This window comes from Methylobacterium sp. 174MFSha1.1 (assembly GCF_900116815.1).
Lineage (GTDB): Bacteria > Pseudomonadota > Alphaproteobacteria > Rhizobiales > Beijerinckiaceae > Methylobacterium.
Genome location: NZ_FPCB01000011.1, coordinates 154,788 through 180,315, shown reverse-complemented (window position 1 = coordinate 180,315; position 25,528 = coordinate 154,788). Strand labels below are relative to the sequence as shown.

Here is a 25,528-nt window from a genome sequence, read left to right as displayed (position 1 = left end):
CATGACGCGCGCGATTTCTCCGGAAGCGGCGTCCCCTCTCCCGCCCTGCATTCGCAGGGCACCCTCCCCCGCAGAGAGGGGAGGGGAAACCCGCGCTCTTCTGTCAAAGCGCAGGCTCCCCGCCGCGTCCGCCGCCCTACTGCAGCAGCGCCTTCTTGCCCGAGTAGTAGCCTTCCTTGGCCAGGATCCCCTCCATGCGGGTGCCGATCTCCTTGGCGCCCGCCGCCGGGGTGGTCTCGCCGAGCATCATCTTCGAGCCCCACTCGGCCACGACCTCGGAGATCGCCGGCCAGGCCGGGAAGCGGGGGCGGTACTGCGGTACGCCCTTCTGCCAGGAGGCGACCATCGGTTCGACGAACTTGTACGACGCCTTGATGTCGGGCTGCTGGTAGATCGCCGAGCGGCCCGAGACGCCGCCGGCCTCGACGTAGGGGCGGGCGATCGCCTCCGAGGTGGCCCACTGGATGAACAGCCAGGCCGCCTTCTTCTCCGCGTCCGATGCCTGCGAGGCGACCGCGAGGGAGAAGCCGCCGAGCGCCGGCAGGCGCCCGGCCGGGCCTTCCGGCTCCGGCGCCACGGCGAGGCAATCGCCGAGCTTCGAGGTCTTGGGGTCGGTGAGCGTGCCGTAGAAGGCCGACCACTCGGTGATCATCGCGACCTGGCCCTGCGCCAGAGCGTTCACCGCCTCGTTGTGGTCGAAGCTGACGACGCCCGGCGGCATGACCTTCATCAGATCCTGGCGGAACTGAAGGCCGGCCTGGCTCTCGGGGCTGTTCAGGTTGGACTTGAAGTTCTTGTCGAGCAGCGAGCCGCCGAACGGCCACAGCACCCGCATGAAGCTGTCGGCCGACTGGGTCTCGCCGCGGCGCGATTGCAGCGCGAAGGCGTACTGGTTCTTGTCGGCCTTGGTCAGCTTCGGGGCGTAGTCCTTGAGCAGCGCCTCCCAGGTCGCCGGCGGCTTGTCGAAGCCGGCCTCCTTCAGCTTGCAGGAATTATAGAACAGGAGGCCCGAATAGTTGTCGAAGGGCAGGCCGTAGACCTTGCCGCCCCAGGAGCCGAAGGCGTCGAGGAGCAGCGGGAAGAAGCCCTGGAGGTTCAGGTTCGGATCGGTGATCTTGGCGTCGCCCTTGAGGCCGTCGATCGGCTCGATCCAGCCGTTCTCGGCGAACTCGCCGATCCAGACGAGGTCGACCAGCGCCACCGTGAGGTCGCCGCGCGAGGTGAAGTTCAGGACCTGCTTCTCGCGGGCGTTCTCGTACGGGACGATCTCGTAGTTGACCTTGATGCCGGTCTTCTTCTCGAATTCCGGCAAGAGCTTGATGATGGCGCGGTAGCCCGGCCGGTCGAGGAAGGTGGTGGTGACGGCCGTCCCCTTGAGGGGGGCGGCGGCGCCCTCCAGCCAGTCGGCGGCCCGGGCCGGGGCCTGCCACAGGGTCGCTCCCGCGACGGTTCCGCCCGCCAGGACGGCCAGGGCCGCGGCGGTGCCTCTCATGCGCTTCCTCATCGATCCCTCGTCATGGCGTTGTTGTTATGACGTCGTCGGTTATGGCGTTTTTTGTATTGGGTTATTGTCCGCTGGGGTAGATCAGGGTCTTGACCACGCCGGGGGTGTTCTGGGCGTGGCGTCCGAAGGCGGCCGCCGCCCCGTCGAGGCCGACCTGGTGGCTGACCAGGCTGGCGACGTCGACGAGGCGTTTCTCCACCAGCGCGATCGCCCGGGGATAGACCTCGCCCATCCGGCGGGCGAACTTGATCTTGAGGCCGCGGCGCCGGGCCTCGGCGGCCGGCATCGTGTAGACGTCGCCGTCCGGGATGCCGACGAGCACGGCCCGGCCGCCGATCTTGGCCGCCCGCACCGCATCGCGAAACCCCTCGGGGGCGTTGGTCGCCTCGATCACCAGCGGGCAGCCCTCGTTCCGCGTCCAGCCGCGAATGTCCTCGACCGAGGCGCCGACGGCAGTCGTGCCGAGGCGGAGGGCCAGGTCGCGCCGGTGCTCCTGGGGGTCGACCGCCAGGATCTCGCCGGCCCCGGCCACCTTGAGCACCTGCAGGATCAAGAGGCCGATCGGCCCGAGCCCGATCAGCGCGACCCGCTCGAGCAGGCGCGGCTTGGCGAGGTCGACCGCGTGGATCGCGACCCCGAGAGGCTCAAGCATCACCCCGTCGAGAGGCGTGAAATGCGGCGGCAACGGCACGACCTGGCTCTTCGGCACCCAGATCTGCTCGGTCATGGCGCCGTCGAAGGGCGGCGCACCGATGAACTCGACGTTCGGGCAGAGGTTCGGGTGGCCGCGCTCGCAGTACTCGCAATGGCCGCAGGCCTTGTTGGGATCGACCGCCACCAGAGTGCCGCGGGACAGGCCGAGTTCCGGGTCGTCGCAGGTCAGCCGGCCGCAGAATTCGTGCCCGGGCACGAAGGGCTGCGCGATGGTCGCCGCGCCGATGCCGCCGTCCTTGAAGTAGTGCAGGTCGGAGCCGCAGAGCCCGACCGCCGCGACATCGAGCAGGGTCTCGCCGGGCCGGCCGTCGCGCAGCGTATAGGGCGCGAGGCGTGCGTCGTAGGGACCGTGGAGGAAGAGGGCGTGATGGGTGGGGCCGTTCATCGGCACTCCGGCTTGCGTTTCCCAGACCCGTTCTAACAGATGTAATTTCTGAGATGCAAGTGTATGAAGCTCGGGTGCGGCTCGGATCCGCACGCGTCTCTGCGCATCGCGGCGGTAGCGGCACTGGCTGCCGTCCGAATCGCCGATCGGGCTGGGGCCGCAGCCGGACGCGAACGGCGCCGCGTCGATGAAGGGTCCCGGTGGCTTCGAGCTGGGTTAGGGTTCGCATCGCTCCGACGACGTGGGTGGAGCTGGCTGAGCTGTCGTCCTCCGTCTTTCAGGAAACCGCGCCTCGGATACCCCCGGTTGCAGCGTGATCAGGCGCTGCTCCAGGCCGGGGAAAATGCGAGCGTGTCGGCCCCGGCGCGGACCCTCCAGGGTTTGCCATCAGACGGTCCTGCCGATCAGGGACACGACCTGCTGTCCCGATCGTCTCGGCGTTCCGCCGGCGCGCGGGTTCGATCGTTAGGCCCTAAGGAAAAACCGCCCTCCAACGCTGGATGGTGCACCTTCGAAGCCGGTCGCACGGTGTTCACCGGCATTTCGAGGCCGAACCCGGCGATCGGGCCGGCCCGGTCCAGTTCACTCGGGTGTCGTCCTGCTCGGCAGCGGCGACCATCCGGCGACATCGGGCAATCACAAACAAATCGTGTCTGAAATGTTTCTCGTTCCGGCGAAGAACGAAAATTTCACGACAATTGACTTGCGTAAGGTGAGTATGAACTGTAGCATTCCCCAAGGGATCAGGAAGACAGTCGAGCACGCTATCATAGGTTGCTTCAAAACACTGCAATCGAAGCCAGCGCTCAGGCGGATGCCGATCGTTCCAGCCCACGTTCCAGCCCAATTGTCTTCCAGGATCAGACGATGCGCGGTTTCGCCTGGGGTCTCGTTGCCGGCCTGACCGTTGCGGTCGGCACGCTCGTCGCGTGGCCGCAGGCGGTCCCGGTCCTCGCCTCGGTCCGGGAGCAGCTTCAGACGCAGTGGCAGGAGCGATGGGCCGCCCGGCGGCCTTCCCCCGGCGAGCCCGGGCGCGAGGCGGAGCCGCGGCCGGCCCCGGCCGACCCGGCCCGCGTCGCCGTGGAAGCGGCGCGCAGCGGCGAGGTGCCGATCACCCTGTCGGGCATCGGCACGGTGCAGGCCTACAACACTATTAGCGTGCGCTCGCGGATCGACGGCGAGGTCACCCGGATCCTGTTCCGCGAGGGCCAGGACGTGAAGGCCGGCGAGCCCCTCGCCATCATCGATCCGCGCCCGCTCCAGGCCCAACTCGACCAGCAGGAGGCGACGCGGCTGAAGGACCAGGCCCTGCTCGACGGCGCCCTCCTCGACCTTCAGCGCTCCGAGGCCCTCGTCCTCAAGAGCTTCGCCAGCCAGCAGCAGGTCGACCAGCAGCGGGCGCTCGTCGCCCAGTACCGGGCCCAGATCAAGAGCGACGAGGCGCAGATCGCCTATGCCCGGACCCAGCTCGCCTACACCACCATCGCGGCGCCGCTCACCGGCCGCACCGGCATGCGCCTCGTCGACCAGGGCAATTATGTCCGCGCCGGCGATGCCGCGGCGATCGTGGTGGTGACCCAGCTCCAGCCGATCTCGGTCGTCTTCACCCTGCCGGCCAGCGCCGTCGCCAGGAGCCGCCTCAGCCTCGGCGAGGTCAGGGCGCCGGTCCGGGTCTTCGCCGCCGACGAGCGCACCCTGCTCGATGCCGGCACGGTCGAGCTCGTCGACAACCAGGTCGATCCCGCCACCGGCACGATCAAGCTCAAGGCGAGCTTCCCCAACGCCCAGCTCACCCTCTGGCCCGGCAACTTCGTCAACGGCCGCATCACCGTCGATATCCGCCCCCAGGGCGTCACCATTCCGCTGACCGCCCTGCGCCACGGCCCGCGCGGCGACTTCGTCTTCGTCGCGCTGGAGGGGCAGAAGGACGGGCGCAAGGACGGGTTCCACGTCGCGACCCGCAGCATCACCCCCGGCCAGGCGAGCGGCGGCCGCGTCCTCGTCGAGAAGGGGCTCAAGGCCGGCGAGCGGGTCGTGACCGAGGGGCATTACCGGCTCGAGAACGGCACCCCGGTCACCCTCGTCGACAAGCCGGAGCCGCCGCCCCGTCCGGCCGAGCCCGCCTCCCGCAGGCCGAGCTGAGAGCCGCGACCCATGTCGGCGCCCTTCATCCTGCGCCCGATCGCGACGGCGCTGCTCACCCTCGCGCTGATCCTGCTCGGGATCATCGGCTACTGGGCCCTGCCGGTCTCGGCGCTGCCGGCCGTGGATTTCCCGACCATCCAGGTCACCACCACCTATCCGGGCGCCTCGCCCCAGGTGATCGAGACGTCGGTCACCGCGCCGCTGGAGCATTACCTCGGCCAGATCACCGGCCTGACCCGGATGAACTCGTCCAGCGCCGCCGGCACCAGCCAGATCACGCTGCAATTCGACCTCGCCCGCCCGATCGCCGTCGCCGCCCAGGACGTCCAGGCCCAGATCAACGCCGCCTCCGGCTGGATGCCCGTCGGCCTGCTGCCGGGCCCGCCGACCTACCGCCTCGTCAACCCCGCCGACGCGCCGGTCCTGATCCTCGCGCTCACCTCCGAGATCCTGCCGCTGCACGAGGTCAGCGACGCCGCCCAGACCGAGGTGATCCAGAAGCTGTCGCAGGTGCCGGGCGTCGGCGCCGTGACGGTCGAGGGCGACCAGACCCGCGCCGTGCGCCTCAGCGTCGACCCCGCCCGCCTCGCCGGGCTCGGCCTGTCGCTGGAGGATGTCCGGCGCGCCGTGGCGGCCGCCTCCGTCAACCTGCCCAAGGGCAGCCTCGACGGGCCGCGCCAGGCCTTCCAGGTCGGCGCCAACGACCAGCTCCTCGAGTCCGCGGCGTTCCGCGACGTGGTGATCGCCTACCGCAACGGCGCGCCGGTCCACCTGCACGAGATCGGCACCGCCCGCGACGGGGTCGAGAACACCGACCTCGCCGCCTGGTTCGACGGCCGGCCCGCCATCCTGCTCGACATCCAGCGCCAGCCCGGCGCCAACACGCTGGAGGTCGTCGACGCGATCCACGCCCTCTTGCCCAGGCTGCGCGCCGCCCTGCCGCCCTCGCTCAAGATCGCGGTCGTCACCGACCGCACCGTCTCGATCCGCGCGGCCATCGCCGACGTGCAGTTCACCCTGGTCCTCACCGTCGCCCTCGTCGTGCTGGTGGTGTTCCTGTTCCTGCGCAAGCTCTGGGCGACGGTGATCCCGAGCGTCGCGCTGCCCGTCTCGCTCGTCGCGACCTTCGGGGCGATGGCGCTGTTGGGCTATTCCCTCGACAACCTCTCGCTGATGGCGCTCACGGTCGCGTCGGGCTTCGTCGTCGACGACGCCATCGTGATGGTCGAGAACATCGTGCGCCATATCGAGGCCGGCGAGGCGCCGCTGCCCGCCGCGCTGAAGGGCGCGCGCCAGATCGGCTTCACCGTCGTCTCGCTCACCGTCTCGCTGGTGGCGGTGTTCATTCCGCTGCTGCTGATGGGCGGCCTCGTCGGGCGGCTGTTTCGCGAGTTCGCCGTCACCCTCTCCCTCGCGGTGGTGATCTCAGGGATCGTCTCCCTGACCCTGACCCCGATGCTGTGCGCGCAGCTCCTCACCCGCGATCCGCCGGACCACCGGCCGGGCCGGTTCTACCGCTGGAGCGAGGCCGGGTTCGAGGCGCTGACGCGCCTCTACCTGCGCGGCGTCGACACGGTCCTCGCCCATCGCCGCGCCACGCTCGCGGTGTTCGCCGTCACCGTCGCGGCCACCGCCTGGTCCTACGCCGCGATCCCGAAGGGCTTCATTCCCGAGCAGGATACCGGCCTCCTCGTCGGCACCACCGACGCGGCCCCGGACATCGCCTTCCCGGCCATGGCCGAGCGCCAGGGCCGCGTCGCCGCGATCGTGAGCCAGGACCCGGCGGTGCGGGCGGTGTCGAGCTTCGTCGGCGCCGGCACCGTCAACCCGACCCTCAATACCGGCCGGCTCTACCTCGACATCGGCCCGGCCGACCGGCGCGACCCGGCTGCGATCGTCATCGAACGCCTTCGCCGGGCGGTCGCGGCGGTGCCGGGCATCGCCCTCCACCTCCAGGCGGCGCAGGACCTCACCATCGAGACCCGGGCCGCGCGCACCCAGTACCAGTACACCCTCCAGGCCCTCGACGGCGACACGCTGCGAGTCTGGAGCCGGCGCCTCGTCGCCGCGCTCCGCGACGAGCCGGCGCTCGCCGACGTGGCGAGCGACCAGCAGGACGAAGGCCTGCAGCTGGCGCTCACCATCGACCGCAAGGTGGCGGCGCGCTACGGCATCACCGTCGACGCCCTCGACCAGATCCTCTACGACGCCTTCGGCCAGCGCCAGATCGCGATCGTCTACGGTGCGCTCACCCAGTATCGGGTGGTGCTCGGGGTCGATCCGGCCCTCGGCCAGGCGCCCGACATCCTCGACCGGATCTACGTCACCCCCGGCACCTCGCGGGCGCTGACCGCGGGCGATGCCGCCAACGGCCTCGGCTCCGGCTACCGCGAGGCCGGGGCGGCGGTGCCGCTCTCCGCCTTCGTGCGGGTCGAGCGCCGATTGGTCCCGCTCTCGGTCACCCACCAGGGCCTGTTCCCGGCCGCGACCCTGTCGTTCAACGTCGCCCCCGGTTCCTCCCTCGGGGAGGCCCTCGACGCCCTGCACCGTGCGGAAAGCCGGATCGGGCTGCCCGACACCGTCACGACCGGCCTGTCGGGCGCCGCGGCCGAGTTCGCCGCCTCGCTCGGGAGCACCTGGATCCTGATCCTGGCCGCCATCGTCACGGTCTACATCGTGCTCGGCGTGCTCTACGAGAGCGTGATCCACCCGCTGACCATCCTGTCGACCCTGCCCTCGGCGGGCCTCGGCGCGCTCCTCGCCCTGAGGCTCGCGGGCATGCCGTTCGACCTGATCGCGCTGATCGGCATCATCCTGCTGATCGGCATCGTGAAGAAGAACGCCATCATGATGGTCGACTTCGCCCTGGAGGCGCAGCGCGAGCGCGGGCTCCCGCCGGAAGGCGCGATCCGCGAGGCCTGCGCCCTGCGGTTCCGCCCGATCATGATGACGACCTTCGCGGCGCTCCTCGGCGCGCTGCCGCTCGCGCTCGGCGACGGGATCGGGGCGGAGCTGCGCCGGCCGCTCGGCGTCGCCATCGTCGGCGGCCTGGTGCTGAGCCAGGTGCTCACCCTCTACACCACGCCGGTGATCTACCTCGCCTTCGACGCGCTGACCCGCCGCCGCGGCCCTGAGCCGGCCGCCCTCGCGGCGGCGGAGCAGGCCCCGTGAACCTCGCCGCCCCCTTCGTCGCGCGACCGGTCGGCACCGCGCTCATCGCGCTCGGGCTCTCGCTGATCGGCCTCGTCGCGCTGGCCCGGCTGCCGATCGCCTCGCTGCCCAACGTCGAGCGCCCGACCATCGTGGTCCAGGCCAGCCTGCCCGGCGCCAGCGCCGACACCATCGCCGCCTCGCTGGCCCAGCCGCTCGAGGACCGCCTCGGCCTGATCGCCGGCCTGACCGAGATGAGCGCCTTCAGCGCCGTCGGCGGCACCCAGATCACGCTGCAATTCGCGCTCTCGAAGAGTATCGACGCGGCGGCCGGCGACGTGCAGGCGGCGATCAACGCCGCGAGCCAGGACCTGCCGCCGGGGATGCCGAAGCCGCCGACCTACTACAAGGCCAACCCGTCGAACCTCGCCGCGATCGTCCTCGCGCTGACCTCCGACATCCTGCCGCCGAGCGAGGTCTACGAACTCGCCGACGGCGTCGTCTCGGCCCGGCTCTCGGCCCTGCCGGGCGTCGCCCAGGTCACCGTCTCGGGGGCCGAGCGGCGGGCGGTGCGGGTCCGGGTCTCGCCGCGCCTGATGGCGAACATGCAGCTCTCCCTCGAGGAGCTGCGCTCGGCCGTCCACGACGCGAGCCGGAACCTGCCGAAGGGGACCGTCACGCTCGCCGACCAGACCTGGACCCTCGCAGCCGACGACCTATTGGTCCGGGCCGAGGACTGGGCCGAGGTGATCGTCGCCTTCCGTAACGGGCGGCCGATCCGCCTCGGCGACGTCGCGGAGGTCACCGACAGCGTCACCGACACGCGGCTCGCCGGCTGGTTCAACGGCGAGCGCGGTGTGGTGGTGTTCGTGCGCAAGCAGCCCGACGCCAACGTGGTCGAGACGGTGGACGCCTTGAAGGCGGCCCTGCCCGAGCTCGCCCGCTGGCTGCCGCCCTCGCTCAAGGTGCATACGCTCTACGACCGCACGGTGCTGATCCGCGAATCGGTGGCGGAGGTCGCCCGCACCATCGCGATCGCGATCGGTCTCGTGATCGTCGTGGTCGCGCTGTTCCTGCGCCGCCTGGCCGCCACCCTCGTGCCCGTCGCGAGCATTCCGGTGGCCCTGGCGCTCACCCTCGCGGCGATGGGCGTGCTCGGCTACTCCCTCGACAACCTGTCGCTGATGGCGCTCACCATCGCGGTCGGCTTCGTGGTCGACGATGCGGTCATCGTGGTCGAGGCCGTGGTGCGCCTGATGGAGGAGGGCCGCCCGGCGCACGAAGCCGCCCTCGAGGCGGCGCGGCGGATGGGCGCCACCATCGTGGCGATCTCAGCCGCCCTCGCGGCGGCTTTGCTGCCGGTGCTGCTGATGCCCGACGTGGTCGGGCGCTACTTCCGCGAATTCGGGCTGACGCTGGTCGCGGCGATCCTCGCCTCGGCGCTCGTCTCGCTCACCCTGGTGCCGACCCTGTGCGCGCGGCTGCCGAAGCGCGGGATCCAGGAGCGCCCGCCCGCGCCGTCCCGGGCGGCGCGGGCCTACCGGGCGAGCCTCGCCTGGTGCCTGCGGCGCCCGGGGCCGGTGCTCCTCGCGCTCGCCGCGAGCGCCGCCGGCTCGGCCGCGCTCTACGTCGCGCTGCCGAAGGGCTTCATGCCGACGCAGGATACCGGCATCCTGCAGGTGCGTACGATCACCAACCCGAGCGTCTCCTTCGCCGCCATGGAGCAGCTGCAGCGCCGGGTCGCGAGGACGATCCTGGAGGAGCCCGCGGTCGCCGCGCTCAGTTCGTATATCGGCGGCAGCGGTGCGTCGCTCAGCAACGGCAACCTCTATGTCGGCCTGAAGCCCCTGGCGGAGCGGCCCGGGGTGGAGGAGGTGGTGAACCGCCTGCGCGAGCGCCTCGCCCACGTCGCCGGAATGCGCACCTACTTCACGCCGCTGCAGGATCTCAGCCTCGGCGGGTCGGGCGGCGCCTCCCGCTACCAGTACACGCTGGTCGGCCCGGACCCGGACGCGCTCTGGACCGCCTCGGAGGCGATGCGCAAGCGGATGCTGGCGATGCCCGAGATCACCGACGTGGTGACGAGCGCCGAGCGCCTCGGGCTCGAGGCCGGCCTCGTCATCGACCGGCAGCGGGCGGCGCAGTTCGGGGTGACGCCGCTCGCCATCGACAACACCCTCTACGACGCGTTCGGGCAACGCCCGGTCGGCATGATCTACCTGCCCTCGAACTACGCCTGGGTTGTGCTGGAGGTCGAGCCGGCGGCGCAGGGCAGCCCGTCCTCCCTCGCCGGCCTCTACGTGCCGGGGGCGAGCCTCGACCGGCCGCAGGTGCCGCTCTCGGAGGTGATGCGCCCGCGCCGCGGGCACGCGGCGATGTGGCTGCGCCACCTCGACGGGATGCCGGGCGTCACGCTCTCGTTCAACACGAGGCCCGGAATGGTCATCGGCGACGCGCTGGCGGCGATCCGCGCGGCGGAGGCGACGCTGCACCTGCCCGACGAGATCAAGACGGGCTTTCGCGGCGAGGCGGGGGAGGCCGGCAAGTCCGGGACGCGCCAGCTGCTGCTGTTCCTCGGTGCCGTGCTGGCGATCTACGTCGTGCTCGGGGTGCTCTACGAGAGCCTGATCCACCCCCTGACCATCCTCTCGACCCTGCCCTCGGCGGTGATCGGCGGCCTCGTCGCGCTGCGCGTCACCGGCACGCCGCTGACCCTCGTGGCCTCGATCGCCTGCGTGCTGCTCGTCGGGATCGTGATGAAGAACGCCATCCTGATGGTGGATGTCGCGCTCGTTCTCCAGCGCGAGCGGGGTCTCGCGATCCGCGAGGCCGTCCTGGAGGCGGCGCTCTCGCGGGCGCGGCCGATCCTGATGACGACGCTGGTCGCGGCGTTGAGCGCGGTTCCGCTGGCGCTCGGCACGGGGCCGGGGCACGAGCTGCGCCAGCCGCTCGGCATCACCGCGGTCGGCGGGCTGATCGTGTCGCAGTTGCTGACGTTGTACTCGACGCCGGTGGTGTTCGCGGTACTAAGCAGAGTTGCACGGGGCAACTCTGCTTAGATTGTTGTTTTTGCATCATTTCGCCGCCGAACCGGTGACCGCTTCGGCGAATGATGCTCAGCCCGGATCGCCCGGAGATAGGGCGGGGGTCCGGGCAGCCCGACGAACGGCTTCACCAGCCGATGATGGCCGAAGGCCGGTGATCCGCGTCGTGCAAAGCCCTCCGGACAAACGGACGGGCTTTGCCGGCGTATCCCGCGGGCCGGATGTTCCCGAGCGCGAACGGCCGCTACGGAACGTCGGATTTCGGCGCGACGGCGGCGTCGTGCTGGCCGCTGCGGGCCAGGGCGGCCGCGACGAAGCCCGACGCCTTCATCTCCTCGATGAAGCGGCCCAGATAGGCCACGGCCTCGTCGCGTCCTCTCGGGGCCGCCATGGCCTGCTCGATCACCATGAACCGCCCGGGAAGGACGCGCACATCCGCGTGATCGCGTGCGTAGAGTTCCAGCGGCTGCCTGACGGAGGCGACCACGTCCAGGCGATCCCGGAGAAACAGGTCCAGAGCGGCCTGCGAGGTCGGAGCGAAGACCCGCTCGGCCGACGTGAGGGTGCGCGCGAGATAGAGGTCGTAGGCCGTGTTCCGGCCGACAGCGATCCGGGTTCCGGGCCGGTCGACCTCATCGTTCCGCGTGAGCGCGGACCCCTGCGGGACCATGTACGCTCCCTCGATGACGACGTAGGGCGGCGTGAAGCCGATCGTCTGGGCCCGCTTCGGGTCGATGGCCAGGAAGGCCACGTCCCAGGTCTGCGGGCCGTTCAGCGCATCGACGACCTTGCCGGCCGTGTCGTAGGTCGTGAACGACACCGGAACCTTGAGCCGGCGGCCGAGCTCGCGCGCCAGATCGGCCGAGATCCCGGCCGGCTCCCCATCCGGCCCCTTCTGGGCGAGGACGATGTTGCCGTAATTGATTGCAGTTCGCAGCGTCCCTGTCGGTGCGATGCGACGGGCGATGTCATTGTCGTCCGCTTGCGCCATCCTGCAGCCTCCGGCGTTGATGAAGACGAGGGCTGCCCCGATGGCAGCCAGCGCTTGCAGTCCAGGGAATCCCGTCATCGATGGCCCGTCCTTCCGGCCGGTCGGCGCCCGCGTCCCGCAGACAGGACCCACGCCGTGCCGGGCGTGTCGCCCGGCGGCGACGGCCGATGCCGCGGAGGGGTACAGGGCGCCCGTGCGGGTCGCAAGCTCCCCCCTCGAGCCCCACGCTCGGGCGACGTCATGCCCGTGCGACGGAGGGGGAGGGGCCGGCATTGCCCGTCGCGGCACGGCGGCGACCGACCCAGAAGACCAGGGCGCAGCCCGCACCGGTGAGGAGGCAGAGCGGCAGCAGGGCGACCGGGAAGCTGCCCGTCTGCTCGCGCAGCACGCCGATCAGCGAGGTGATCGCGCCGGTGCCGAGATGCGCCAGGGTGTTGATCGCCGCGATGCCCGCCGCCGCCTGGGCCGGCGGCAGGGTCTCGGTCGCCAACGCGAAGAAGGGTCCCTTGATGGCGTAGTTGCCGAGCAGGACCAGTGACAGGAGCACCAGCGTGACCCAGAGCGAGCCGGTCAGCAGCGTCAGGGCGAAGCTCACCGACGTCAGCGCGAGGGGCAGCGCCGTGCTCCAGATGCGCTCGCCGCTGCGGTCCGCCCGCAGGCCCCAGACGATCATGAACACCGAAGCGATGCCGAACGGGATCATGTTCAGCAATCCGGTCTCGAGATTGCTGAGGCCGAACCCCTTGAGGATCTGCGGCATCCAGAGGGACAGCGTGTTGCTGGTCGCCGAGCTGCCGGCATAGATCACCGCGAGGATCCAGACCTGACCGTTCGCGAGCACCGCCCGCACCGCGGCGAGGCCGTGCGCGTGCGATTGTCCGGCCTCGGCGGCCCGGCGCTCGGCGTCGAGGCGGTTCGTCAGCCAGGCCCGCTCCTCGCCGGTGAGGAAGCTGGCCTCCGCCGGGCGGCTCGGGAGCAGGGCGAGGGCGGCGAGGCCGAGGAGGACCGCCGGCACGGCCTCGAGGATCAGCAGCCACTGCCAGCCGCGCAGGCCGGCGGTGCCGTCGAGGGTCAGGAGCGCGGCCGAGAGCGGCGAGCCGAAGAAGCTGGAGAGCGGGATCGCCACCATGAACATCGCCACGATGCGCGCCCGGTAGGCCTTCGGGAACCAGTAGGTCAGGTAGAGGATCACGCCGGGGAAGAACCCGGCCTCGGCCGCGCCGAGGAGGAAGCGCGCGGCGGCGAAGCTCGCCGGGCCGGTGACGAAGGCCGAGCCGATGCCCACGAGCCCCCAGGTGATCATGATGCGGGCGATCCAGATCCGCGCCCCCACCTTCTCCATCGCGAGGTTGCTCGGCACCTCGAACAGGACGTAGGCGACGAAGAACAGGCCCCCGCCCAGGCCGAAGGCGGCCGTGGAGAGACCGAGGTCGCGGTTCATCGTCAGCGCCGCGAAGCCGACATTCACCCGGTCGACATAGGCGATGAAGTAGCAGAGCACGAGGAACGGGATCAGGCGCAGCCCGATCTTGCGCATCGTCCGGCCCTCGAAGGTGCCGCCGGGATCGGTGGGGGAGGGGGTCGTGGGTGGCAGGGTCGTGCGGGACATGGGTGTGTTCTCGTCGTCGGGTCGGGGGGCTATCGGTCGAAGTGGAAGAGCTTGGCGGGGGTGTCGCCGAGGATGATCCGGCGCTCGGCCGCGTCCGGCACCCACGTCTCGAAGTCGCGCAAGGCCTCGGCGGGGCTCGCCCGCGTCTCGAACTGGGTGTGCGGCCAGTCGCTGCCCCAGATGAGCCGCTCAGGGCCGAAGGACGCCCGCAGGCCCTCGGCGGCGGCCCGCGCGGTCCGTCGGCCGGCGTCGCCGCTGCCGATGCGGTAGGCGCCCGACAGCTTCACCCAGACGCCGCCGCCGGCACCGAAGCCCAGGAGCTGCGCGAAGCCGGGATCGGCGAGGCCGAGTTCGGGATCGATGCGGCCGAAATGATCGACCACGACGGGGATGCCCGCCGCGATCAGCGGCGGAAGAAGATGGGCGAGCCGGCGCGCCTCGGCCTGGACCTCGATCTGCCAGCCGAGATCCTTCACCCGCGCCAGGTGGGTCTGCCAGGCGGGCGCGCCGAAATCCGGGTCCGGCCGCCCGATCAGGTTGAGGCGCAGGCCCACCACCCCCGCCCCGGCCAGTTCGCGCATCGTCTCGGCCCCGGCCTCGGGCGCCAGCACGGCGATGCCGCGCAGCCGCTCCGGCGCCTGGCGCAGGGCGGAGACCATGTAGCCGTTGTCGGTGCCGAGGAAGCTCGGCTGGATCAGCACGCCGCGGGCCATGCCGTTCCGGTCCAGCATCGCCAGGTAGTCGGCGATGCCGGCGTCGTAGTCGGGGGCGTAGCGCCGCTCGCCGGCCAGGGTGAGGGCGCGCGTGAAGACGTGGGCGTGGGTGTCCACAGCATCGACGCCCGGTGAGGCCGGCGCGGCGGCGCGGCCGAGGCGGGGCAGGGCGAGAGCGAGGCTGCCGGCGAGCAGGCCGCGGCAGAAGGTGCGCCGGTTCATCGGATCATCCCGGGGTTGGGGAGAAGCACGCCGTCGCGTCGCGCGTCCGGCAGGAGGAGGACGGCGAGGAGGACCAGCCCGTAGGCAGAGAGGGCGGCGAGGCCGATCGCCGGACCGAGGCCGCAGACCTCGCTGAGCAGGCCGACGCCGAGGGGCAGCGCGGCGGCGGCGAGGCGCCCGGCATTGTAGCAGAATCCCATCCCGGTCCCCCGCAGGCCGGACGGGAAGAGTTCGCTGAACAGGACCGCCAGGCTCGCCGGGATCCCGGCCGCGCAGAAGCCGAGGGGCGCGCCCAGCAGGAGCAGCACCGTGCCGTCGACCGGGATGAGCAGGGAGAGGACGACCAGGGCCATGCAGCCCCCGGCGAAGAGCGCCACCGTCCGCCGCCGGCCGATGCGGTCCGCGAGGGTGCCGGCGACGAGGCAGCCCAGGCCGAAAGCCGCGATGACGATCGCCAGATAGAGGCCGGTCCCGAGCACCGAGGCGCCGCGCTCGGCCCCCAGATAGGTCGGCAGCCACGTGAACAGGGCGTGGAAGCCGCCATGGGCTCCCAGCCCGAGGAGGGCCCCGGTCACCGTCACCCGGCGCAGGCCGGGCGCGAAGATCGCGAGGGGACTGGCGGCCGCCTCTCCGGGAGGCCTCGCCGGTTCGGGCACGGAGCGGCGGAGGTAGAGGACGAAGAGCGCCGGCGCGAGGCCGCAGGCGAACAGCACGCGCCACGCGACCTCCTGATCCAGAGACAAGAATGCCAGGGTCGAGAGGAGCACGGCCGCGCCCCAGCCGATCGCCCAGCCTCCCTGGACGGCGCCCAGGGCCTTGCCGCGGTGCTCCGGTCGGATCGCCTCGGCCATCAGGACGGCACCGGCCGCCCACTCGGCACCGAAGCCGAGCCCCTGAAGGAGCTTCAGCGCCAGGAGCTGCGCGAAGCTCTGCGCGAAGGCCGCCAGGAAGGTGGTGGCCGCGAACCAGAGGATCGTGATCTGCAGGGCCCGGACTCGGCCGAGCCGGTCCGACAGGACGCCGCCGATCCATCCCCCGAGCGCCGCCGTGACAAGGGTGGCGGTCCCGATGAGGCCGGCATCCGCGCGGCTGAGCCCGAAGCCGGCGATCAGGGCCGGGATCGCCAGGCTGAACATCTGCACGTCCAGGGCGTCGAGCGACCATCCTCCGAGACAGGCCCAGAAGGTGCGACGCTCGGCCGGACCGATCTCGCGGTACCAGCGGAACACGGCGTTTCCTCCGTCCCCTTGAGAGGACTAGTCATCTATATGACTAGAGGAGCACGCTTTGCGATGAGCGTCAAGGCACCTCGGAACCGTCAGCGGATGTCGATGCGGTAGCGAAAGTCCGTGGCCGCCCCGCGGGTGAGGCGCCACTCGATCGGGCGCCCGTCGAAGCCGAACGCCAGGCGCTCGACGACGACGACGGGGGCGCCCTCCGGGATGCCGAGGCAGTCTCCGTCGGCCGGAGTCGCGCAGGCGACGGTCAGCGTCTCCTCGGCGCGCGCGACGATCTCGCTGCAGAGGCGCTCGTAGGCCGGGTAGAGCAGGTCGCCGATCTCGGGGAGCGGCGCCGCGAGGAGAGGCGCGAAGCGCTCGGCCGGCAGCCAGATCTCCTCGGACAGGATCGGGCGTTCCTGCAGCAGGCGGAGGCGGGTGAGTCGGATCGTCTCGGCGCCTGCATCGAGGGCGAGCGCCTCGCGCACGGGCGCGGGGGCGGGACGAACCGCGCGCGACAGGATCCTCCCTTCCGGCACGACCTGACCTCCGTCCGGTCCGAGGTGCCGGAAGAAGCGGAACAGGGAGCGGTCGAAGCGGGGGCGGCGGACGAAGGTGCCGCGGCCCTGCTGGCGCTCCACCAGGCCGTCGGCGACCAGGACGTCGATCGCCTTCCTGACGGTGCCGATGGCGACACCATGCGTCGCGGCCAGCTCGGCCTCGGTCGGGATCGGCTCGCCCGACCGCCAGACATTGCGCGCGATCTGGTGCGCGATCTCGTCGCGCAGGCGCTGGTAGAGCGGCAGGCGAAGGTCGGGCTGAGGCAGCGATCGCATGGTCATGTGAATGACTGTATGACTCGATCGCCTTCCAGCCAATGGCGTTCGACAGAGAAGCGCGACCGCTTCAGCAGGTCGAAGCGTCCCCGCTCCGCGCGCAGGGCCGCATCCGGTGCCGCTTGGCCGATGGGCTGGGAGCCCAACGCCGGGAGAGCTTCGTCATCCTCCTGCACCGTGGCGCAGGCGCTTCCGACGATCATCACGGTGTCGCCGACGGTCGGGATGTCAGGCCCCACCGGCGGGCGGACCGGCGACCGGACGTTGAGCGCGCTCCTCGCCTCCGGGACGCTGCGCCCGCGGAATGCCCCATCCTGTTTCCGGAGGAACTCGATCACGGTGGCGAGGCCGAGCCCGGTCCGTGTCGGCCGTCTTCAGACCATTCTGGACGGCACTGGCTCATTCGGCGCGCCGCAGGCGTAGCAGAAGCGTTCGAAGCTGCTCTTGCGATGGCTGCAGGAGGAGCATTGCTCGTAGAGCCCGATGCCGCAATGCGGACAGAAATTGGCGTCCGGGTTCGCGAGGTTCACTGGCCGCTCGCAGCCGGGACAGACCTGCCTCGCCAAGCGGTGCAGCGCCTGGTCGGTCGCGATCTGCGTGCGGCGCTCCTCGTTCGGCCGTGCCTCCGCCGCGCGCTGCCGCTCCTGATAGGCCTGCAGCGCGTTGATGGCGGCGCGCCCGAGGACCAGGGTCAGGACGACGCCGACCCCGTACTGCACGTAGCCGCCATAGCTCGGCAGGTATGGGACGAGTTCGACGAAGAATGCGAAGGCCGCGGCCAGCGCGAAACCCCACACGAAGGGCCAGTTGCGCGTGTGCCGCCGCTTGATCAGCAGCCAGCCCGCGAGGGCGAGGAGCGGCAGGGTCAGCATCAGGCGATAGGCGAAGACCCGAAGCTCCTGACGTCTCTCGGCCGTATCGAGCTTGTCCCGGGCGGCGGCACGAAGATCCTGGTCGATCCGCCGCTGTGCCGTCTCCTGGTCGGCGAGCGCCAGCATCGACCTGTTCAGCCCGTCGAGCTGCTCCTCCACGGCACGCTCGCCCGCCTTGAGCCGGTCGAGCTGCTCCGTACGCGCGATCAGGCCCGGATCCTGATCGACCCGTTGGGTCGCATCGCGGGTCTGCAGCCAATTGCCGAAGGTCTCGCGGGCGGCGCGGGACGCCGACTGCGCCGCCTCGAGGGCGAGGCGGGCTTGCTCGGCCCGACGTCCGACATCCTCCTGCTCACGCTGGAGGCGCTTCAGGGTCTCGGCCGAGGCCGCAGCCGGATCACGGTCGAGGAACTGGTCCAGGGTGTAGCGCTGCTCGACCTGCGGCAGGTCGCCGACCACGAGCGACCCCAGACCGATCAGGAAGACCGCGAATGCGAGGGCGATGAGCCAGAGGACGAGGGTGAACCAGCGTTCCGGGAGGCGGGAGGCGGAGCGCACGCTGGTTCAGCCTCTGCCGCTCACCGACGTCCATCCGGCCGCGCGGCGTCCTCGCGGCGACGCGGGGGGCTTCGCGTCCGGCAAAGCGGCGAGACGCCAAGCAGCGGCGGCGGTGAGCGAAGCCCGCGCGGCCGGGCCGGCCTTGCGTCCGGGAGAGCCGCCATGCATGGCGCCGAGCACCGAGAGCGCGCCGAGCAGCACCATGAGCACGGAATAGTACTGCATCGGGATCCAGAACAGGGTGTGGCGCCGGCGCAGGACCACGGTCTGTCCCGTGCGCGGATCGACGAGTTCGCGACCCGGGCGGTTGTTGAGCCGGGTGCCGAGCCACCAGTTGAATGCCGCCGCGACGATCCAGACGAGGACGACCCCGGACGGCGTCGGGATGCCGACGCGCGCGAGCGCCGGATCGAGGAGCACGCTGCCGACGAGGCCCGCGGCCGCGATGAGCGCCGAGAGCATGCCCCAACCTGACCAGATGATCATGTGTCCGAACTCCTCACGATGGATCGCCCGACCGGTCGCGCCCGACCCCCGCCGGGCGGCCGCGTCGGTCCGGGCTCCGATGGGGCATGGGTCGTGCAGACCCGGTCTCGCCGGCGCGGGCCGCACGGGCCGGCATCAGGCCGTGCGTCGATCGCGGATCAGCGAGAGCAGGGCGCCGATGATGCAGGCCGCGATCGCCCCCATGCCTGCCAGAAGGGTGATCGTCCGGTTCCAGAGCCGGTCGAGGCCGAGATCGGTGGTGACGAGGTCCGGCCGGGACGGGTCGGCCATCACCCCGACGCGGTAATCGCCGGCATGGAGGCCGGAGAAGACGTAGTTCACCCGCCGCGTCACGGTTCCTGCAGTCGTCGGCAGGTTGAGGGTGGCGTCGCAGATGTGGATGACGAGCTTGGCGCTGCACTTGCCTTCGCTCACCCGGGCGTTGGGGGCGGGCTGGGCCGTGGCGCGGACCTGCCAGTCCGAGATCACGGCCGGTGCCGTGTAGACAGCGCAGGCGACCAGGATACCCCCGAGCGCCACCACGCCGAACAGGATCCAGAAGGTGTTGATCCAGCCGTGCCCACGGGGCGGCAGCCGCAGGGCGTCGGGGCGGTAGGACGGGGCGGTCTCGGGCGTTCCGGTCATGGATCCTCTCGCGGTTCGTCAGGCAGGCTCGGTGGCGGGCGTGGTCCCCTCGAGGAGCGTCCGGGCTCGTGCCGCCCCCTGGTAGGTGGCGATCAGGTCGGCGAAGCTCTGCAGGTTCATCCCCCGCGGCATCGGAAGCGGCAGCGTCACGATGCGGCGCTTCGCATCGAGCTTCACGGCGGGGCGGGCCGGCCGCCGCTGCGGCCAGGGCACGGCCGGCGGCAGCAGCACCCGCATGACGAGGCCGGTATGGTTCCCCGTCAGGTCGAGGTCGGCGATGTCGGTCCAGGCGATCGTCCGGTCGAGCCCGGGCGCGGCCAGGCCTTCGGGCCGAAGGACCAGGATGACGGGCTCGCCCCGCGACAGGATGAAGGCACCGGCCCCGCCCATCAGGACGGCGATGCCGAGTGCCGCGGCGAGGACGACATGGGCCTCGCGCGGCAGGATTCCCGGGATGCCGAGCACGGCGATCGCCAGGGCCGCCAGGGCGAAGAGACCGCCCGCGACCGCCAGGACGAGGCCGCGGGGGCGATGGTTCGCCCGCAGCGTCCGCTCCTCGGTGCCGACCTCCGCGGCGGTCGCCTCCAGCTCGGCGCGGAACGCCGCATCGCGCGCACGCACCACGTCGAGGAAGTCGGCGCTCGCCGCCCGGCACAGGCCGGCGGGGTCGGCGAAGTAGGCGGCGAGCTGTCCAATGGCGTGCGGCGGCGGGGTGAGGCCGGCGGCGCTCAGGAGGTCCGGGCCGAGCGCCTGGCCGAGGGCGGCGATGCGCTCCCGGGTCGGCGGATGGGTGTCGGTCGGGTGGGCCTGTTCGGCCTCCAGGTGAAGGGACGGGTCGTCGAGGCCGCGGTCGACGACGCGCGCGAGCACGGCCGCCACGAGGTCGGGCGGTGCCGCGTCCGGCGCCTCGGCCGCGCTCGTGAGGGTCTCGGCGATGCGGGGGGCGACCGCGCCGCTGCGCAGGAGCGCCCGGGCCGCGGCCTCGTTCGAGGTCACGCTGGCGCCCGCCGCGTCGGCGGCGAACTCGCGCACCCGGCTCCAGTGGCGCACGGCGAGGTGGAAGCGCTCCATGACGAACCGGCCGAGCCGCAGCGACGGCCCGAGCAGGCCGAGGGCGTGGCGCTCGCGCGCCGCCACCGCGTCGAGCGAGCGCGCGACCCCGGCATAGATCGGCAGGAAGCGCTGGCTGTAGGCGGTGTCGCCGCCGGCGTAATGCGCGAGCTCGTGGGCGATGATCGCCGCGATCTCGTCGCCGCGCATCAGGGCGAGGTGCGGAAGCGGCAGGTGGAGGATGCGGCCCGAGAGCCGCGCGCCGCCGGGCTCCAGCACCGCCGGGCCGGAGGTGACGAAGAAGCCGTCCGTCAGGCCGACGACCACCGCCTCGGGCTTCAGCGCTCCCATCCGCCCGGCGAGACCCTCGACGAGGCGCCACAGGCCCGGCGCTTCGACAGGGGAGATCGGCCGGCCGAGGATCGTCAGCGGGTCGGGCGCGAAGGCATGGAGCGCGCGGCGCAGGCCGAGGAGGGCCCCGCCCGCCGCGACGAGCGTGGCGCCGACCGCGACGGCGGCGATCCCCAGGAGCTTCATCCCGTCGCCGGAGAGGCCGCCCTGGACGAGCAGCCCTGCCTCGAAGACGACGACGGCGACGAAGCCGAGGGTCGCCGCCAGGATCTGGACGGCCAGCATCGCCGGGAGGAGCCGGCGCATCAGCGAGAAGCCGCGCACCAGCGCGTCGCGCGAGCCGCGCCCGAGCCGTCCGAGCGATGCCCCGGCGATCAGCACGAGGAGGGAGAGCCCGGCCGCGATGCCACCGCCCGCGATCGCGACCGGCGGCAGCCAGCGGCGCCACTCCATCACGGCGACGAGCGTTCCGGTCCCGTCGCGCGCCTCGCGCGCCTTCACCACGGCGAGGGGCCCGCCGTAGGTCTTGCCGTCGTGGCGGAACTGCAGGCGGAAATCGGGGCGCCCGTCGCGTGGCGTGCGCGCCTCGAGATCCATCACGACCCTGGCGAGGCGGTCATACTCGGCCGCGAATTCGGCCCAGTCGTCGACGCCGCGCTGCCGCTCCCACAGGCCGACGAGCAGGATGACGAGCGGCAGCAGCACCGTGGCGGCGATCAGACCGGCGAGGACCCTTGGTCGCGAGGGCGCGTGCGGGATCGTTGCCTCGGGGATGGTCACCTCCTGGGCGCGCGAGATCAGCGGCCGACGTGACGCGAGATGCGTCAGACGATGGCAAGACGACTGGGCCATGCCGTCGACTCTGCGTCGGTCGAAGCGCCCATGAAGAGGTCAAAGATCGGGCGCGGCGCGCCCGACGTCTCGGCTGGTGGCAGGATTTCTACCGGTATGGGCGCACAGGTCAACCAGATGTTTCTCATCCGGTCTGCGGGTAGAAAGATGGAAGCCATTCGAGCGGTCGGGATGCCCACGTCGACGCAGTGGGCCGGCGACGTCGAATCGGGGCAGATGCCATCTTTGCGCTCCGCCTGCTCCCGGGACGAGATCCGGCGTACCGTCGCGGTCGGTCGCGACGAGACCGGCAACCTGCTGGCGCTGCCCTTGATCTTCCCCGACCGGACGGCGTCCGGCCTCCACGTTGCGGATTGGAAGCGGGTGCTGACGACGATGCGCCGGGGCTGTCCGCCGCCGGAGGTCGGCACGCTGCCTGCCGTGCACGGGCGCAACGTCGCCTCGCCCTACCGGCCGCCCTCATCCCCGCCCAGGCGAGGCTGCCTCGTCATCGGCAGGATGGAGCGGCAGCCGCAAGCTGCGTGATCGGGCGTCATCGACGGCACATTGCAGTCACCTCATGTCCATGCGGCCGGAGGCAGTCGGCGATCGTCGCTCAATCAAGATCATGCAACTTCGCGATTGCCGGCTGGGACGGTGCAAGTTGGGCCTTCGACTTTCTCCCCAATTGCTGCTCACGCAAGAAAATAAAGAGGCCGCTGGCCACGATGATGCCGGCACCGGCCAGCGTGAGCGGGCCGATCATTTCACCGAAGAAGAGGTAGCCGAAGAGCATCCCCCATAGGATCAGCGTGTATTGATACGGGACGACCGTCGTAGCAGGTGCCAACTTGAGGGATTGGTTCACACACAGGTTGCCCAGCAGCGATCCCACCCCGAGCAGGAGCATCAGCGCGAAGTCCGTCGGTCCGGTCGGGGTCCAGCCATAGGCGAGCACGAGAGCCGCCCCGAAAATCAGGGACGAGACGAGTTGGCTCGTCATCAGAACGGTCCCGGGCACGGCCGCCAGCTTGCGGGTGGTGACGAGGAACAGCGCGTAGAAGAAGCTGCCGGCGAGGGCGCAGACCGCTCCCACGGACAACGATCCCGGTGAGGGGTGCAGAGCGAGGGCGACCCCGCAGAAACCTACCGCGATGGCCGCCCAGCGACGCCAGCCCACCTGCTCGCCGAGCAGCAGGGGGGAGAGGGCGGTGACGTAGATCGGACCCGCCATGTAGTAGGTCATGACCTCGGCCAGCGGCAGCGTGCTGACGCCCCAGAAGAAGAGCGACGCTTCGAGCGTCGAGAAAGCCGCCCGCAGCAGCTGCAGACCCGGGCGCGGCGCGTCGCGGAACCCGCCGAGCCCCACCCGGTGGATGGCAGGCGCCATCACGCACAGGCCGGAGATGCTGCGCACGAGCATGAGCTGACCGACCGCGTAGGTGCCGAGCAGCCATTTCCCCATCGTGTCGTTCAACGCGAAGAACAACACGCCGAGCAGCATCATCACGATGCCGCCGACGGCGCCTACGGGCACGGCGCCACGGCTCACACTCACAGCCACGATTTCCTACCCTTGATGCATGTCTTGAAGCTGCAGGAGGCAGTCAGGCGTCGTCGGCAGACCTGCGGCCCTCATGCGTCCCATCGCCCGCGCCACGCCCAACGATCGCAGACCCATACCCCGATGCGTCCTGGCTGCCGGTCCGCTGCCATACGCGGTCGAGGCCGCACACTCCATCGCGACGATCGGGATTGCCCGCTTGCGTGACCGGCGCGCAACCGGTCCTTGACGGGCGCGGTCCCCGCATCCCCCGCGACAGCAGCCGCACCCCTGCTGCCCGACCCGGGCCTCGTCCATGACGATGAAGCGCCTTCAACCGCCGCATCGCCGTCACGTGATGGCCGACGCGGATCGCCTGCGCGAGCTCGACGGTGCAGTCGTCCCACGACCGGGAAGACCGGCGCCGCGACGCCGGAGGCGGCGAGCGTTTCCCCGCAGGCCATGGGCCGCGCGGGTACCGGTCGACGGTCCGCACGGGCAGGGTGGCTTCGAGGTCTGGACCGCTCAATCGCCGAGGATTTGTCGCTTCAGCGCGAGGGCCGTGGCATCGAAGGTCGTGGGCCGCCGGCGGGCGGCGGCAGGCTCGGCGGGCACGGCTCTTCACGCGGAGACGGTGGCTCATTCGCGCTTGCAACAGGCCAAGACATCCTCTCAATGCGAGACATCCTCTCAATGACGGAGGAAGCGGGGGCATCCACGCGCGCTGTGAGTGCTCGCACCGGCATATCCCGACCAGGACGTTCTTGCGTCATTCAGCGAGTAAAGATTCATGAGCAGTTTGAAATTCGGAACTTCTGGACTGCGCGGCCTCGTGACGGAGCTTGTCGGACAGGCCAGTTTCGCCTATGCCGCCGCGTTCTTCGCCTCGGTCGGCAAGGAGGCGGGGGCCAACCGCGAGGTCGTGATCGGGCGTGATTTGCGCAACAGCAGCGCGGGGATCGCCGCGACCGTCGCTACGGCAGCCGCCTCCGCCGGCTTCACGGCGGTCGATTGCGGCCCGCTGCCGACCCCCGCCCTCGCGCTCGAGGCGCGGCGGCGCGGAAGCTGTGCCGTCATGGTCACCGGCAGCCACATCCCGGAAGATCGTAACGGATTGAAATTCTATCGCCCCGAAGGCGAAATCACCAAAGCCGACGAAGCCGCGATCCTGGCGGCTCTCGGCGACGTCGCGACGGGCGCTCCTCTTCCTCCCGATGTCCCGGCCGAGCAGGAGCCGGACGCGATCGCGCGGTATCGCCGTCGGTACCTCGACGCATTCGAGGCGGACATCCTGTCCGGTCTGAAGATCGCCGTTTACCAGCAGAGTTCGGTCGCCCGCGACCTGCTCGTCGACGTGCTCGCCGGGTTCGGCGCCGACGCGGTGCCGATCGGCCGATCCGAGACGTTCGTGCCGATCGATACCGAGGCTCATCGACCGGAAGACGTCGCGTTCATCCACGACGTCATGGCATCCGGCGAGTTCGACGCCCTCGTGACGACCGACGGCGATGCGGATCGCCCCCTGCTCGCGGACGGTGCCGGCCGAATCGTGCGCGGGGATGTGCTCGGGCTCATCACGGCACGGTACCTCGGCGCCGACGCCGTCGTCGTGCCCGTGACGGCCGGCTCCGCCATCGAGCGCGTGGGCGGCTTCCGGCGCGTGCTGCGCACCAAGGTCGGTTCCCCCTTCGTGATTGCCGGCATGGAGCAGGCGAGGCGGGACGGGGCGAAGGTCGTCTGCGGCTTCGAGGCCAATGGCGGGTTCCTGCTCGGGTCGGACAGTCCCATCGGCGACAAAATCCTTCCCGGATTGCCGACGCGCGACGCGGTTCTGCCGATCCTCGCAACGTTGGCCGCTGCCCGGCAGGCGGTCATGCCGCTGGCCGACCTCGTCGTCGCGCTCGAGGTGGGCGAGACCGCGAGCAACCGGCTTCCCAACATCGCGGCCGAGCGAAGCGGCGCCTTCCTCGGGCAGCTCAAGGACGGGACGTTCCGTCGAGAATTTCTGCGTCCCGTCGGATCGCCGCAAGTGGTCGACGAGCAGGATGGGATCAGGATCGGGCTCGACGGCGATCGGACGATCCACTTCCGGGCGTCGGGTAACGCCCCGGAGCTCCGGTGTTACGCCGAGGCGAAAACTGCCGCGGAAGCCGAGGATCTCGTTCGGTGGGGTCTCGCCGCGGCGGCAGCCGTGATGGACGGCAACACGAGATAGCGTCCGATCCGGTTCGGACCGGGACTCATACGGTTTCCGACCGAGTGCTTCAGGCGATCCTGTCGGATCGCTTTCGCTGGGCGGAAACCAGTTTCGCTCAAGGTCGCCGTGCGGGCTGGCGACACCGTTTCCGAACTGTTCGTCCGGAAGCGGTGTCGCACCGCCGCCGAGCGCCGGGGCGTGCCACATCGCCCTCGCGGCCGGGCCCGGACGGAGGACACCGGCGCCGGCCAGGGGAGGTCAGATCGTGATCCGGCCGGTGAGCAGGAGCACGACCAGGATGATGAGCAGAATGCCACCGATGCCGAGGCCGCCGGTGCGGTAGCGCCCACCACCGTAGAAGCTGCCGCCTCCACCGAAGAGCAGAATGAGCAGGATGAGAATGATCAAGAGCGTCATGGGCGGGCGTCCTTACGGCCATGCTGGCTGGTGTGAGGAATGCTGTCC

Annotated in this window: 19 protein-coding genes; 5 read left to right on the top strand and 14 right to left on the bottom strand. The window is 70.9% G+C overall.

The genetic code is table 11. The features are described 5' to 3' along the window. Positions 1–136: 136 nt before the first annotated feature. The gene (locus tag BM430_RS10760) at positions 137–1,492 is read right to left on the bottom strand and encodes an ABC transporter substrate-binding protein (protein WP_244539435.1); all 1,356 of its coding nucleotides are present in this window, start codon (positions 1,490–1,492) and stop codon (positions 137–139) included. A gap of 73 nt (positions 1,493–1,565) precedes the next feature. After that, positions 1,566–2,603 carry a zinc-dependent alcohol dehydrogenase gene (locus tag BM430_RS10755; protein WP_093567247.1) on the bottom strand — a complete coding sequence of 346 codons (1,038 nt, stop codon included), beginning with the start codon at positions 2,601–2,603 and terminating at the stop codon, positions 1,566–1,568. A gap of 867 nt (positions 2,604–3,470) precedes the next feature. Between BM430_RS10755 and BM430_RS10750 the strand changes: the two genes are divergently transcribed. From BM430_RS10750 to BM430_RS10740, 3 genes are read left to right on the top strand one after another with little or no spacing between them, the layout of a single operon-like run. Continuing rightward, a complete protein-coding gene (locus BM430_RS10750; protein ID WP_093567246.1) occupies positions 3,471–4,745 on the top strand; it encodes an efflux RND transporter periplasmic adaptor subunit in 1,275 nt (424 codons plus the stop codon). Between the two features lie 12 nt (positions 4,746–4,757). Beyond that, the gene (locus BM430_RS10745) at positions 4,758–7,919 is read left to right on the top strand and encodes an efflux RND transporter permease subunit (RefSeq protein WP_093567245.1); all 3,162 of its coding nucleotides are present in this window, start codon (positions 4,758–4,760) and stop codon (positions 7,917–7,919) included. Continuing rightward, positions 7,916–10,957 (top strand): efflux RND transporter permease subunit, encoded by a 3,042-nt coding sequence (locus tag BM430_RS10740; protein WP_093567244.1) that lies wholly within the window; start codon positions 7,916–7,918, stop codon positions 10,955–10,957. The genes BM430_RS10745 and BM430_RS10740 overlap by 4 nt, the downstream gene beginning before the upstream one ends. Positions 10,958–11,186: 229 nt before the next feature. Here the strand turns inward: BM430_RS10740 and BM430_RS10735 are convergent, their stop codons facing one another. From BM430_RS10735 to BM430_RS10690, 10 genes are all read right to left on the bottom strand, one after another. Further along, a complete protein-coding gene (locus BM430_RS10735) occupies positions 11,187–11,933 on the bottom strand; it encodes an ABC transporter substrate-binding protein (RefSeq protein WP_244539434.1) in 747 nt (248 codons plus the stop codon). A gap of 238 nt (positions 11,934–12,171) precedes the next feature. Further along, the gene (locus BM430_RS10730) at positions 12,172–13,542 is read right to left on the bottom strand and encodes an MFS transporter (protein WP_244539433.1); all 1,371 of its coding nucleotides are present in this window, start codon (positions 13,540–13,542) and stop codon (positions 12,172–12,174) included. Positions 13,543–13,571: 29 nt separating this feature from the next. Beyond that, entirely contained in the window at positions 13,572–14,477 is a 906-nt protein-coding gene (locus BM430_RS10725; protein WP_093567242.1) for an amidohydrolase family protein, read from the bottom strand. Beyond that, complete coding sequence (locus BM430_RS10720; RefSeq protein ID WP_093567241.1) at positions 14,474–15,706, bottom strand: MFS transporter; 1,233 nt, start codon at positions 15,704–15,706, stop codon at positions 14,474–14,476. Before BM430_RS10720 ends, BM430_RS10725 begins: the two co-directional genes overlap by 4 nt. 89 nt (positions 15,707–15,795) lie before the next feature. Beyond that, a complete protein-coding gene (locus BM430_RS10715) occupies positions 15,796–16,536 on the bottom strand; it encodes a GntR family transcriptional regulator (protein ID WP_177303014.1) in 741 nt (246 codons plus the stop codon). Then, a complete protein-coding gene (locus BM430_RS10710) occupies positions 16,533–16,868 on the bottom strand; it encodes a hypothetical protein (RefSeq protein ID WP_093567239.1) in 336 nt (111 codons plus the stop codon). Before BM430_RS10710 ends, BM430_RS10715 begins: the two co-directional genes overlap by 4 nt. 36 nt (positions 16,869–16,904) lie before the next feature. Beyond that, a complete protein-coding gene (locus BM430_RS10705) occupies positions 16,905–17,960 on the bottom strand; it encodes a double zinc ribbon domain-containing protein (RefSeq protein ID WP_093567238.1) in 1,056 nt (351 codons plus the stop codon). 6 nt (positions 17,961–17,966) lie between these two features. Further along, entirely contained in the window at positions 17,967–18,446 is a 480-nt protein-coding gene (locus tag BM430_RS10700; RefSeq protein WP_143131999.1) for a hypothetical protein, read from the bottom strand. Positions 18,447–18,581: 135 nt separating this feature from the next. Further along, the gene (locus BM430_RS10695; protein WP_093567236.1) at positions 18,582–19,091 is read right to left on the bottom strand and encodes a hypothetical protein; all 510 of its coding nucleotides are present in this window, start codon (positions 19,089–19,091) and stop codon (positions 18,582–18,584) included. Between the two features lie 18 nt (positions 19,092–19,109). After that, positions 19,110–21,197, bottom strand: a complete 2,088-nt coding sequence (locus BM430_RS10690; protein WP_093567235.1) for a M48 family metallopeptidase — start codon at positions 21,195–21,197, stop codon at positions 19,110–19,112. Positions 21,198–21,440: 243 nt separating this feature from the next. On the opposite strand from BM430_RS10690, the gene BM430_RS10685 reads away from it, so the two are divergent. Continuing rightward, positions 21,441–21,869 (top strand): hypothetical protein, encoded by a 429-nt coding sequence (locus BM430_RS10685; protein ID WP_093567234.1) that lies wholly within the window; start codon positions 21,441–21,443, stop codon positions 21,867–21,869. 70 nt (positions 21,870–21,939) lie between these two features. On the opposite strand, the gene BM430_RS10680 is transcribed toward BM430_RS10685, so the two are convergent. Continuing rightward, positions 21,940–22,875, bottom strand: coding sequence for a DMT family transporter (locus tag BM430_RS10680; protein ID WP_244539432.1), 936 nt, complete (start codon positions 22,873–22,875; stop codon positions 21,940–21,942). A 781-nt stretch (positions 22,876–23,656) separates the two neighbouring features. On the opposite strand from BM430_RS10680, the gene BM430_RS10675 reads away from it, so the two are divergent. Next, a complete protein-coding gene (locus tag BM430_RS10675) occupies positions 23,657–25,081 on the top strand; it encodes a phosphohexomutase domain-containing protein (RefSeq protein WP_093567233.1) in 1,425 nt (474 codons plus the stop codon). A 240-nt stretch (positions 25,082–25,321) separates the two neighbouring features. On the opposite strand, the gene BM430_RS10670 is transcribed toward BM430_RS10675, so the two are convergent. Beyond that, a complete protein-coding gene (locus BM430_RS10670) occupies positions 25,322–25,480 on the bottom strand; it encodes a DUF3309 family protein (RefSeq protein WP_093567232.1) in 159 nt (52 codons plus the stop codon). Positions 25,481–25,528: the final 48 nt, after the last annotated feature.